Source organism: Rubritalea profundi, assembly GCF_002954445.1.
Lineage (GTDB): Bacteria > Verrucomicrobiota > Verrucomicrobiia > Verrucomicrobiales > Akkermansiaceae > Rubritalea > Rubritalea profundi.
This window is the reverse complement of sequence record NZ_MQWA01000001.1, coordinates 428,890-441,037: the sequence shown is the minus strand read 5'-3', so window position 1 is coordinate 441,037 and position 12,148 is coordinate 428,890. Positions and strand designations below refer to the sequence as shown.

The 12,148-nt window shown below is 49.3% G+C and carries 10 protein-coding genes; 5 read left to right on the top strand and 5 right to left on the bottom strand.

What is annotated here, in order from left to right; translation table 11 throughout:
- Positions 1 to 4: 4 nt before the first annotated feature.
- A complete protein-coding gene (locus BSZ32_RS01965) occupies positions 5 to 724 on the bottom strand; it encodes a DUF1549 domain-containing protein (protein WP_105041860.1) in 720 nt (239 codons plus the stop codon).
- Positions 725 to 776: 52 nt separating this feature from the next.
- Here BSZ32_RS01965 and BSZ32_RS01960 point away from each other — a divergent pair, with 52 nt between their 5' ends.
- From BSZ32_RS01960 to BSZ32_RS01950, 3 genes are all read left to right on the top strand, one after another.
- Positions 777 to 1,523, top strand: a complete 747-nt coding sequence (locus BSZ32_RS01960; protein ID WP_105041859.1) for a helix-turn-helix domain-containing protein — start codon at positions 777 to 779, stop codon at positions 1,521 to 1,523.
- Between the two features lie 343 nt (positions 1,524 to 1,866).
- A complete protein-coding gene (locus BSZ32_RS01955) occupies positions 1,867 to 2,709 on the top strand; it encodes an aminopeptidase P family N-terminal domain-containing protein (RefSeq protein WP_105041858.1) in 843 nt (280 codons plus the stop codon).
- Positions 2,706 to 3,743 carry a M24 family metallopeptidase gene (locus tag BSZ32_RS01950; protein ID WP_105041857.1) on the top strand — a complete coding sequence of 346 codons (1,038 nt, stop codon included), beginning with the start codon at positions 2,706 to 2,708 and terminating at the stop codon, positions 3,741 to 3,743. The genes BSZ32_RS01955 and BSZ32_RS01950 overlap by 4 nt, the downstream gene beginning before the upstream one ends.
- Before the next feature lie 155 nt (positions 3,744 to 3,898).
- On the opposite strand, the gene BSZ32_RS01945 is transcribed toward BSZ32_RS01950, so the two are convergent.
- The 4 genes from BSZ32_RS01945 to BSZ32_RS01930 form a co-directional block, all read right to left on the bottom strand.
- On the bottom strand, positions 3,899 to 5,299 hold the full coding sequence (locus BSZ32_RS01945; protein ID WP_105041856.1) for a hypothetical protein: 1,401 nt from the start codon (positions 5,297 to 5,299) through the stop codon (positions 3,899 to 3,901).
- A 3-nt stretch (positions 5,300 to 5,302) separates the two neighbouring features.
- A complete protein-coding gene (locus BSZ32_RS01940) occupies positions 5,303 to 5,986 on the bottom strand; it encodes a pilus assembly FimT family protein (RefSeq protein ID WP_105041855.1) in 684 nt (227 codons plus the stop codon).
- A gap of 127 nt (positions 5,987 to 6,113) precedes the next feature.
- Positions 6,114 to 7,130, bottom strand: a complete 1,017-nt coding sequence (locus tag BSZ32_RS01935) for a DUF4332 domain-containing protein (protein WP_105041854.1) — start codon at positions 7,128 to 7,130, stop codon at positions 6,114 to 6,116.
- Between the two features lie 82 nt (positions 7,131 to 7,212).
- The gene (locus BSZ32_RS01930) at positions 7,213 to 9,942 is read right to left on the bottom strand and encodes a valine--tRNA ligase (RefSeq protein ID WP_240610541.1); all 2,730 of its coding nucleotides are present in this window, start codon (positions 9,940 to 9,942) and stop codon (positions 7,213 to 7,215) included.
- A gap of 839 nt (positions 9,943 to 10,781) precedes the next feature.
- Between BSZ32_RS01930 and BSZ32_RS01920 the strand changes: the two genes are divergently transcribed.
- Both BSZ32_RS01920 and BSZ32_RS01915 read left to right on the top strand, forming a co-directional pair.
- Complete coding sequence (locus BSZ32_RS01920) at positions 10,782 to 11,816, top strand: quinone-dependent dihydroorotate dehydrogenase (protein ID WP_105044743.1); 1,035 nt, start codon at positions 10,782 to 10,784, stop codon at positions 11,814 to 11,816.
- A 39-nt stretch (positions 11,817 to 11,855) separates the two neighbouring features.
- The gene (locus BSZ32_RS01915; protein ID WP_105041852.1) at positions 11,856 to 12,092 is read left to right on the top strand and encodes a glycine zipper domain-containing protein; all 237 of its coding nucleotides are present in this window, start codon (positions 11,856 to 11,858) and stop codon (positions 12,090 to 12,092) included.
- Positions 12,093 to 12,148: the final 56 nt, after the last annotated feature.

Below are 12,148 nucleotides of genomic sequence, written 5' to 3'. Positions count from 1 at the left end.
CAGGTTAATAGCGCGGAAGATCTTTCTCATAGCCCGCAGAATCGGCGTAGCGTGCGGCATCGAGCCATTCGCGGCCCCAGCGCTCTCCGAAGTGCGGGCTGGCAATCAGACGCGTGACTTCCTTTTCGGTTTCACCAATCGCGGACAATGCATCGAGCGTCGGTGGTAGGCCTGTTAAATCGAGCGAAAGACGGCGGAGAAAGGTCTTGGGGTCTGCATCTGGTGAGGGCTTCAGCTTTGCCGCTTCGAGCCGTGCGAGAACAAAGTGGTCAATCGTATTTTTTGACCATGAGGAATTGGTGGTTTTGGGTACTTCTGGACGTTCCGGCGTTTCAAAGGCCCAGTGAACTCCCCACTCAGCACCTTCGGAAATCCATTGGCGGATCAAAGCAATTTGCTCGGGCTTAAGGGGCTTCTTTTTATCCGGTGGAGGCATCAACTCGTCCGGCTCCGTGTGAAGAATCCTCTTCAGAATGAGGGACGCATCCGGGTCACCTGGCACGATGGCTAGGCCGCTTTCACCACCTTTCAGTGCCTTTTCACGAACATCGAGGCGTAATTTTCCTTCCGCCTTTGTCTCGTCCGGACCGTGGCAGGCATAACAGTTCTCCGATAGGATCGGCTGGATCTGGGTGATGAAATCAACCTTCTCTGCAACGGCAAGCGTGGGCAGTAGAGCGGCGAGAATTGGCACGGATGTTCGCATGTCAATAAAGTACGCCATGCAGGTCTAAATTTTCAATGTTAAATGCAGCAATTTATGGTATAATCCGCGCATGATAATTCCATGTAGCGATTACTCCGGTGACGATATAGCAAGACTCTTCGATCAGCTTCCGATGGTTATGTTCTATATGAAGGATACGCATGGAGTATTCATCAGGTGCAATCGGCGTTTCGAGGAATATCACGGTCTGAAGCCCGGTGGGGGAATAGGGCTTACCGATTTCAATCTCCACCATCAGGAGATAGCGACTCGCTACCTCGCGGAGGATAAACAGATCATGGAGTCGGGGGTGGCAGTGACAAACCACACCTGGATGGTGCCCAGCGCGAAGGGATTTCTCCGCTGGTGGCTATCGAGCAAAACCCTGGTGCGTAAAGCTGATGGCACAATCGCGGGTGTGGCGGGTGTGATGCACGAAATTTCTGGCACAGCCGCCATCCACAGTTCATTTTCCAGAATCGAACCCGCATTGAAGTTGATTCATGGCGATCATGTGGAGTCACTATCGACGGAGGGACTGGCCGCCACTTGCCATTACTCGGTAAGTCAGTTCAACCGGGTGTTTCGCAAACTCATGGGTAAATCACCTCGCCAGTACATCATGCAGCACCGGATAGAAACGGCAAAGAATCTACTGGCAATGACTGATTTGACACTCATCGAAGTGGCAATCCAAGCGGGTTTCTACGACGCCAGTGATCTTGGGAAACGATTCCGCACCTGCGAAGGAACTACACCAATGGCTTATCGTCTGAAACTTCGGGGGGGCGTTCAATCAGCGAACAATACGGCCTAGATGGCTCCTCCGGCAACTCACGTCGGTGGTTTTTAAGGATGAAAAGGGCAATATGGAAGAGCGCCCGATTAGCGACTTTTCTCGCCATCCGGCTAGTCGACCCCGCTAAGAAATAAGCCGAATTGTCGCAAATAGACGTCACTTTACCGTAAATAGAATGCTTAATGCTCTTGAGGATGGAGGGGGAGAATGACAGCCTCCAAGCTGACCACAAATTCCGCCTCGGGTGCTTTGCGTCTTCGGTGTGATGAAATTCAGTTTGCCGAGGCCCATTGTCATGGATCTGGATTTCTTTCTCCCTGAAGTTGTCACGACGGTCAAAACCATCTAATTCCACATAAAAATGAACAACAATCTAATCTCAGAAGTGAAAAATTCAGAATCAAGAACGCCGCAGGACGGTCAAGGATCGACCTCTCTGGCAAATGGAGGACAGGAGTCCGGGATGTCGGTAGCAGAAAAGCTAGCTGGACTACGGGCCGCGATGTCCGCCGAGGGTATCGACGCGCTGATCGTTGATAATGCTGATCCACACAATAATGAATATGTCGCTGACCGTTGGTGTTGCCGAGAGTGGTTGTCAGGTATGACTGGATCTAACGGAATGGTCGTCGTGACGGCGGATTGGAGCGGTCTGTGGACAGATAGCCGCTACTACGAAATGGCTGAAGAGTCGCTTGAAGGTACCGAAATCGAGTTGGTGAAAATGAGTGACGTGGGTGTAGCGACCGTGGATGAATGGTTGAAGGCACATTTTGATGAAGGCCAGACGGTCGGGTTCAACGGCACTGACACAAGCGTTGAGCAGGCGGATGCCTGGAGTGAGAGTTTTGAACAAGCGGGCCTGAACGTACGCACTGATCTGGATCTAGTCGATCTACTTTGGCTGGACCGCCCGGCGGCTCCCAAGGGTGAGCTGTTCCTGGTGGACGATAAGTATGCAGGCAAGAGCATTGAAGCGAAAGTCGCAGAAGTGCGCGAGCAGATGAAGCAACAGAAACTCGATGCCTACCTCATGGGCCGCACTGATGAATCCTGCTGGCTGCTGAATTTTCGTGGTACGGATATCGAGGCGGCTCCCACTGCTTACTGTCACACCTTAGTGACTACCGAGGACGTGTTGTTCTTTGTGGATTCTGAAAAGTTGACTGCCGAGCAGTCTCAAAATTTGAAGCGGCCGGAGTGAAGCTGAAGGGCTATAACGAGATCGAATCTTCGCTGAGCGAGCTGGATGCCTCCGCTCGCTTGTTACTGATCGCGCAGTATGCTGGTTTCAGCCTCGCCAAGGCTGCCAGCCATTGCGTGCTGATCAAGGGCCGTGCCATTGCGACCGACATCAAAGCTGTCAAAAATCCAGTCGAGGTCGCACATCTCAAGCAAGCACTCATCGATGATGGTGCGGCGATGGTTAAATTTTTCACTTGGCTCTACCGCAGCATGCGTGAGGGCGAGGAAATGTCCGAGCTCAAGGCTAGCCGCAAACTGGAGGCATTCCGCGCTGAAGTGGAGGGCTTCCGCCATGTGAGCTTTGAGTCGATTATGGGTTATGGCCCAGACGGCGCGCTCAACCACTATTCCGTGGATGAGGAATCGGACAAGCCGGTTAAGAATGAGAATATCTTCCTGATCGACTCGGGCGGAAACTTCCTGCACGGCACCACAGACACCACACGTACCATTCCGATGGGTGAACCCACCCAACTTCAGAAAGAGGACTACACTGCAGTTCTTGGAGCTATGCTGGAATTACTCATGCTTGAGTTTGCCGAAGGCACCAACGGGGCGCAACTCGACGGTGTCTGCCGCCAAGTACTGTGGAGACACGGACGTCATTTTAAACACGGCACCGGCCACGGTGTGGGCTTCGGCCTTGAGGTTCACGAAGGACCGCAGAATATTTCCGGCAGAAGTACTGAGAAAATGATGCTCGGAATGATCACCACAATTGAGCCCGGTTGTTACCGCGCCGGTAAACATGGAGTTCGGATCGAAAACATGGTTCACACGGTGCTCGGCCAAGACACCGAGTTCGGCCGGTTCTTCAAGTTCGAAAACCTGACGTTCTGTCCGATCAATACTGATTTGATCGAGAAATCAATGCTTCCAGCCCATCAGATCGAATGGCTCAACAACTATCATGTTGAGGTGCTTGAAAAACTCTCTCCTCTGCTCAATGCCGAAGAACGTGAGTGGCTGGCACAGGAGTGCCGACCAGTGTAAGTTTATTTTTTGTCCCCTAGGATGCACGTGGTCAGTTTGCTATGAGCAGGCTGGGCACGCCGAAGGAGCGGTGCGCCTTGATTTATCAAGAAACCACTACAGTACCAGTCTCTTTTCAAACTTTAAGTAGTATAACGATTCTTTAGCCCCCTTCGCTAGTTACCTGAATCGCCCTCTACATCTCGCCTCATCAATGCCTGCACTCGGTCCAAGTAGGGATCAATAACTTCATCTTTGCGTTCCTCTCGCTCCATAGCCAAGCGCTCTTTAAGCTTCATGTATCCAGAGAAATCACCGGTTACTTCATGAGCTCTAGTTATCTGGTACCAATCGAGGTAATCATGGACCCTCTCATCGGCTAGCACCATCTTCAGCCTCTCTCCAGCAAGTAAAGGTAGACGTCCGCTTATATTTTTAAGCTCACCTTGGCACATCTCAGATGCCAACATTGTATACTCTAGTAATAAAGGACGATAGATTGGGTGACAACGGTTAGATAGTTGAACGACACCTTGGCGCATAGCCTCGGTGGCTTGAACCTTTTCTGCCACTGTCATCCCATCTAAAATCTTAAAATCCTCGAAGGGAACTAACTGTGCATCACCATTCCCATCGGCAATATTGAGCACCAGCATTTCTGTTAGTCGTTGATCAGTCTCAGCAATACTTAGATTTTCAACTAACTTGGGAGCAGCCATTTCAGCGACTTGAAGACTCCAAACTTTCTGCATTGCGTTGGCACCTATACTCAACGGCGGAAAGTGCTTACGTAAAAGAATATCCATTTCACCATCAAACAACACAACCTCTGAAAGAAATGCGCGCATAGAATCTCTGCCACCATCTTGCCTTAGCAAGGACATTACCAACGCAGCCGACGCCGCTCTAAAAAAGGTTTCACTGGTGGCATCAAAAGCTCGGACATCTCTGCCTGAAGCTGACAACACATTATCTAAGGGAAACAATTCTGGCTTCGATAAAAGGAGCTCATACAACACTCTTTTTTTTGAGCTATCCTTTTTCCATGAAATTGTTTCGATAATTCCATAACTCAACCAAATCGGGACTTGAACTTTGTGTGACTCATCGAGCGTCTGAACCCCCTCTAGTCCTTTACGGTAAAGCAGTACATCGATAATTCCGTGATCTAAAGTTTCGCGGTTGAGTCGAGTGTTTGCTTTAACTAAGAGTCGAATGATTAGATCTAAGTCTCCAAAAGGTTTCACATCTGGCCTCACTTGAATGTCTGAACGCCCTCCCTTGGAATCTAGCATTTCAATGTAAATGTTACGCTTTCCGGCGTAAGAATCCTCTTCATCTAACAATTCGTGTAACTCCTTAGCCATTGTATTAGCAATCGACGCGATGGCCATACGCAGCTTAGTTCTCTTGCCTCGGACAACAATTTTCTGAATATTATTAGTTGAGGTCTCAACTACATGACTAGGCCCCAAGTCTTCTCCCACCTGAGGGGGCACCTCCTGAGCTTGAGATGAGTTAGTAAGCAGTACGATAGAGAAAACTGCTGCCCAGAAATATAAGTAAAGTTCCTTCACCTATTACGGGCGCCCTTGTTTGACGTTCACAGGCTTAGAGTTCAGGGTAATGATTCCATCCCCGATAACCACACTCGTCATTTCTTCATAACCAAGTTTGATCTCCTCCTCAAACACCTCAGCAATGATATCAAAGCTTGGCTTAACAACTCTAACTAACAAGCCAGGCGCTGGTGATTTGCCAAAGTTTCCACCAGGAAATCTGACTATTCTCATCTTGCCACCATCAACATTGTCTACTGTTCGTAGCTCTATCTGCATAGACACTGTCTGAGAAAACGGCATGAAACCAAGTTTTTTTGACCCGTCTGGTTGTTGATTATTAGGAATATCAAATTCACGCTCGATGCTGACATCTATCAAGTCCGGCTTCAAATCAACGTAGACACCTGTAATTTCAACATAATCATCAACAATTGATGACTGTGTGAGCTCTAGTTTAGATGCAATATAGCGATTCAATTCTTCTTCCGTGATCTTCACCTCATAGGATTTATCTATGGCTTCTTTGAGTCGCTCCGCAAGGTCTGGAATTTTAGCACCCTCCTCGGCAGGGCCAGAGCCATCGACATCCTGTAAATTCCTTGGAACCCAAGACATGACAGTATGAGCGGCCATACTGGTGAGCGCCACCAGCACAACGATGGCTATAATAGTTTTGAGCAATGAAAATCCTCTGCGATGCATGCTATGAATCCTAGTGAACCCACCCTAGCATAGCAAGAAGCGATCTCAGAGATTGGCACCACTTAGAATTCCACGTAAAGTCGTGAAAACTTTTGCGGCACAACCGCTATAGCTCCCCCTATGGGAGTTACTCTTTGAGACGAATAGAGGTTCCGCAAAAGATGCAGCGAAACCATTTGTACCTCACTAGATGCCATGCCGTTGGTAGCATATTACCAAGCATTGGCCAGGTATGAGCCTTCACGTGCTTTCGGCATGCCTTAGGGACAAACTGACGTTGACGACAAACTGGACAAGAGCTTTTACGCGCAACAAGCGCATAGACGACTAATGCTAAAAAAAGTACCACTGGCGTAATCCAGCCCCAAATGTAGTGCTCAGGTTGAAACAGAATATAAACAATGGGTGCAATCGAGCCCACTAACAATATACAAGCAAGAATTTGCCCCCAAGCTCCAAAATAAGTTCTTTGAGCATCGTTGTGTAAGACCCCTCTGATGTATTTCTCAGAACTCGGGTCAACACCCGCATTGGTTCCAGACATCGCTTCACGTACGTTATTCGTGTCTTCTTGCTTCTGATGTGAGGGCACACCATTGCCATTGATACGGTAATCGTCTATCGACTGCAGCCTCGTTTTATCAACTTCAGGTTTCCTAGGTTCCACTCTACGTATAGCATGAGCTTTGACTTTCTTATCTAGAGATTTTGGTAAGCGTTTTTCCTCCGAAGGTTCTAGAGACACTTCTGCGTCTCCAGTTTGATCAGAGATTTTTGTAACCCTAGGAAGCTGAGCTAACACAATCTCTTGATTTTTAACAAAATCTTCTGCAAGAGGTAATGCTGAGGGCACACGGTATTCAACTATAGAAGGGTCGGTACTTAGTATTGAATTGGGCTGGGAATCAGCCACAACGACACTCGGATGTTCAACCTTCTCAGTGAATGATTTAAACCAAGACTTCACCAGCTCAAGGCTCGGTTCTTGCTCCATGATATTCAGCATTTTATTGGCCTTCGCCAATTCAGCATAAATCACCTCAGGCTTGTTAGATATGAGCGCATCAATATCAGTGTAGCCAGCAGCTTCGAGCAAGGAAGCCGTGACACTATCTATGCCTTCAATATCTAACAACGTTCGCATACTTAAGTTTTAACTCTATTAGAGATAGGGCCAACCTCATTTCCACGGCAAGCATGAAAATGGGGTGGGCAAAATTAGTGACCTAAGCGAGAGCTCCACGCATACTGCGCAGCTGCTCTAGCTTGCCTTCCCATTCAGCAAGCCGAGCCCGCTCAACGTCCACAACTTCTGGCTTTGCTCGCTCGATGAAGTTCGGATTACTGAGCTTCTTACCAGCCTTTTCGACTTCTTTGGTGATCTTAGCGATTTCCTTATCAAGACGAGATTTCTCAGCATCCATATCAATGAGGCCGTCGAGCGGCATGTAAACTTCACCAAAGGTCGTGACCGCTGCGGGTGTTCCCTGAGGAGGATCGTAGTCAGCCTGGAGTTGAATTTCTTTCGCACCAGCTAGAGTAGCAAGCGTGTCACATTCTCCACCAACCCAGTCAGCGATTGGCTTCACAACGAACTTCACGTCCTTGCTAGAAGCTAGGTTGTACTCGGACTTGAGATTACGTAAGCGACCAGCTGTCTCGTAGAGTGAAGCCGCGATCTGCTGCCCTTCTTCAACTTTCTCAGCTGAAAGGCCTGTAAGCACTGGTGTCTTGTCAGTGGTCGAAGTCATCAGGAATTGACCCGCTGGAAGGTAGCCCATCTTTGCTGAGAGTTCCTCAGTGATGTGCGGCATCAGCGGGTGAAGGTGTGCAAGGTAGCGTGCGAGCACTGTGTCGATCACAGCCAATGTGCGAGCCTTTGCGGACTCATCATCAGATCTGAAATCAAACTTGATCGCCTCGAGGAACTTGTCGCAATACTCGGTCCAGAAGAACTCGTAGAGCTGACCAGTCACGTCGTTGAATCGGTAGTTATCGTATGCTGCGTCGAGGTTCACATCGAGCTTATCAAGTTTAGCGAGGATGTCGATGTGGTGTGAATCAAGCTTATCAAATGAGTCTAGCGCGATCACCCCAGCGCCCTGTATTTGTCTGAAACGACATGCATTGTAGAGCTTGTTTGCAAAGTTTCGGCCTTCGGAAATGGTGTCTTCGTCGAACTTGATGTCAGTCCCTGTTGGAGCGATTCTCATCAATCCGAAGCGGAGGCCGTCAGCACCAAACTTGTCCATCAGGTCGAGTGGATCTGGTGAGTTACCTAGTTGCTTGGACATCTTGCGTCCTTTATCGTCACGCACGATAGAGGTAAAGAACACATTCTTGAATGGAAGCTGATCAGCAAATCTGTAGCCAGCCATGATCATGCGAGCCACCCAGAAGAAGATAATATCTGGCCCAGTCACGAGGTCCGCAGTTGGGTAGAACTTCTTCTTAGTAGACTCGTCCATAGTGGCGAACGGCCAGAGCCATGAGCTGAACCATGTATCCATCACGTCTTCATCGCGCTCCCACTCACTACCGTCAGTTGGTGGCTCCACGCCGACATAGATATCGCCAGATTTGAGGTCATTCATATCAAGGCTTTCTTTCTCACGTAGCTCGAATGATTTTTCCTTCCTATACCAAACTGGAATCTGGTGTCCCCACCAGAGCTGGCGGCTGATACACCAATCCTGAAGGTTGCCCATCCAGTTGTTGTAAGTGCTTTCCCAACGCTTAGGGCGGAAAGTGATGTCGCCATTATTGACCGCGTCTGTAGCTTCTTTCACTGCTGGGTATTTGAGGAACCACTGCATCGAAATGCGTGGTTCGATAACAACGTCAGCACGCTCGGAGAAGCCTACGTTATTCTCGTATTCTTCTACTTTGATCAGCAGACCCATCTCTTCGAGCATTGCAGCAGCCTTGCGGCGCGCTTGGAAACGATCGAGACCGTCTAGCTCAGGGACCTCTGGGCAATTGATTGTGCCGTCAGCGTGGAGTACGTCGATAATCTCTAGGTTGTGGCGCTCGCCGATCTCGAAGTCAGCCTTGTCGTGCGCTGGAGTTATTTTGAGGCAACCCGTTCCGAACTCCACGTCAACGTGGTCGTCCGCAATGATTTCGATCTCAGCTGCTGGGAATGGACGTCGAACCTTGCGGCCGACGAACTTCTTAAAGCGCTCGTCATCAGGGTTCACAGCCACAGCGATGTCACCCATCAATGTCTCTGGCCGTGTGGTTGAAATTTCGAGGAACTCACCAGGAGCATCCACCAGCTCATACTTCATGAAATAGAGCTTGGATACTTTTGGCTTCATGATCACCTCTTCGTCAGAAAGTGCTGTAAGTGATTTTGGACACCAGTTCACCATCCGCTTGCCACGGTAAATGAGGCCTTCATTGAAGAGGTCTACGAATACTTTTGAAACTTGTGCCGAGTAGTCATCATCCATTGTGAAGCGCTCACGGTCCCAGTCGCAGGAACAACCAAGTCTCTTGAGTTGCTGGATGATGATACCGCCGTGCTCGTCTTTCCAGTCCCACACGCGCTTGAGGAACTCTTCTCTGCCGAGCTCGCGGCGAGTGGTTCCTTCTTCGTCGCGCACCTTCTTCTCGACCTTAGTCTGAGTAGCGATACCTGCGTGATCTGTGCCTGGAAGCCAGAGCACTTCTTTACCCTGCTGACGCGCACGACGAGCAAGGATGTCCTGGATAGAGTTGTTCAGAACATGGCCAATGTGGAGAATACCAGTGACGTTTGGTGGTGGGATGACGATGGAATACCCTTCTTTCGAAGAATTCTCATCAGCCTGGAAGCATTTATTTGCTGTCCAAGCCTCATACCACTGTTTCTCTACAGCTTGTGGCTCATACGCTTTTGGTAACTCTGACATGGTCGCCTCATAGCGGGATGTCTTACCTTTGTAAAGCCATCCCGCTATGAGGCGGGTCATTGGTCAATAGTCATTGGTCATTAGGCTGGAACGATGAAACCTGAATCTCGAAAGATACTTAAATCGCAGGGGAATCTATTTTTTTGTCAGTTCATCCGTTAGCCTATTCCACCCATTCGATTCCCGTAATGTTTAGAGCCATACTTGTCACATCCACCATTTTTTATCCGCCTGCCAGAAAAAAACTGGTTCGACAACTTCTGCTGAACCGCACAAATCACCTCTTATCAAGGTTCCCGAGGAAAAGCTAATAACCACCTCCGAATACCAAGAAGTCTGGATGATGAGGGGATGGCAGGGATATTATGTGCGTTGTCATTGCTTTGAAGGATAAAGAGTATGACGCTTGGTTTTCCTCATGCTGCAGGGGTGGGGATACTAGTATTCCACTGAAAGGAAGCTACACTTGGACGACTCTAAACTACGATTCTTCCCGAAAACATGAGCTGATCACCCTTATCCCCATAGATCCAGAGGTGAGCTTTTATTCTCTGAAATGGGAAACTCAACTTGAAGATGGTTCTGTATTTCTAGCTAGTCCGGATGACCTAGAAAACGAAAGAGACTCTTCCCGATGGCTCAGGCCTGTGAATCCAATTCTATTTTCAAAACATTTTGAGGACAGCCCGTTCACTCTCCATATGAATCCACAACTCGAAACCGAGTAATAGAGAACAGTTCCCTTCGCACAGAATAATTTATCAGCGAGTAAACACTAGCTCAGCCTTTCGATTATTTTGGATCTTTCGCGGATCACTTTGGCTGTATTGGTTTCATCGCGCTAGCCCCATTGACTCATGACCATTGACCAATGACCCATGTCTCGCTATGAGGCTCGTATGACGAGCGCACAGTACAATTTCGCACGCAATCTCTTGTTCAAAATGGATGCGGAAGACGCCCACCACCTTTCTTTGAATCTCATGCGGAAGGCTGAGTCTTTTGGCGTACTCAAACTCATCGCAGGCAAGCTTCCCAAAGCACAACCGGTCGAATGCATGGGTCTCACGTTCCCGAATCCAGTAGGGCTCGCTGCAGGACTCGATAAAGAAGGCTCCACCATCGATGCCCTTGGTCGCCTCGGGTTTGGTTCCGTGGAGATTGGTACCATCACCCCCAAGCCGCAGCCGGGCAATCCACAGCCGCGTCTTTTCCGTATCATCGAAGAAGAAGCCATCATCAACCGTATGGGCTTCAACAATGTCGGTATTGAGCAAGGTGTCAAAAATGTCCGCTCAGCCACCACCTTCAAAGGCATCGTCGGCTTCAACATCGGCAAAAATAAGGTCACGCCTAACGAGCATGCTGTCGACGACTACCTCAAAGCCCTCCGCGGTTGTTGGGGAGTAGCTGACTATGTCACTGTCAACATTTCGTCACCCAACACCCCCGGCCTCCGCGATCTGCAAGCTGCTGACGACACTGCTAGATTACTAGAGGCTCTCAAGCTGGAACAAGCACGCCTCAGTTCAGAGACAGGCCTCCACATGCCAATCACACTCAAAGTCGCCCCCGACATGGGCGAAGAGCAAATTGCAGACCTCTCCCGAGTATTCCTCGATGGCGGCCTTGACGGACTAGTCGCGACCAATACAACAATTAGCCGCGAATCAGTGCTCGGCAAGCCCTACGCCACACAGGCTGGCGGGCTCTCGGGCAAGCCTGTGACTGAAGTTTCCACCGAAGTCATCAAGGCATTCTACTCTCACCTGGGTGAGCAGATCCCAATCATTGGCGTCGGTGGCATCATGAATGCTGACGACGCGATCGAGAAACTAGACGCAGGTGCAAAGTTGATCCAGCTCTACACAGGCTTCATCTATCACGGCCCACCGCTTATCCATTCTATTCTCAATAAACTTGCAGCGAAATAATTTGCTGTTAGCCTACTTATTAACCTCATTTTAAAAATCATGAAAAAAATAATCACAGCAATCGCAGCAGTATCCACCGCAGCAGCATTCACTAGCTGCCAACCACAGAACAACGCACAAGCAAACGCTGGCACAGGCGCAGCGCTCGGCGCAATCGCGGGCGGCATCATCGGCCACCAGTCAGGTAAAGGACTCGAAGGAGCAGCAATCGGCGCAGCTGCTGGCGGAGCTGGCGGATACATGATCGGCAACGAAAAAGACAAAGCTCAGCGCTAGAATCGCTAGTCAGCTGAGTACCCCAAATCTTTAAAGGCACCACATCTGGGTGCCTT

Coding starts and splice junctions, on each gene's coding strand:
- BSZ32_RS01965 (WP_105041860.1), bottom strand. CDS start 724: ATGGCGTACTTTATTGACATGCGAACATCCGTGCCAATTCTCGCCGCT.
- BSZ32_RS01960 (WP_105041859.1), top strand. CDS start 777: ATGATAATTCCATGTAGCGATTACTCCGGTGACGATATAGCAAGACTC.
- BSZ32_RS01955 (WP_105041858.1), top strand. CDS start 1,867: ATGAACAACAATCTAATCTCAGAAGTGAAAAATTCAGAATCAAGAACG.
- BSZ32_RS01940 (WP_105041855.1), bottom strand. CDS start 5,986: ATGCATCGCAGAGGATTTTCATTGCTCAAAACTATTATAGCCATCGTT.
- BSZ32_RS01935 (WP_105041854.1), bottom strand. CDS start 7,130: ATGCGAACGTTGTTAGATATTGAAGGCATAGATAGTGTCACGGCTTCC.
- BSZ32_RS01930 (WP_240610541.1), bottom strand. CDS start 9,942: ATGACCCGCCTCATAGCGGGATGGCTTTACAAAGGTAAGACATCCCGC.
- BSZ32_RS01920 (WP_105044743.1), top strand. CDS start 10,782: ATGACGAGCGCACAGTACAATTTCGCACGCAATCTCTTGTTCAAAATG.
- BSZ32_RS01915 (WP_105041852.1), top strand. CDS start 11,856: ATGAAAAAAATAATCACAGCAATCGCAGCAGTATCCACCGCAGCAGCA.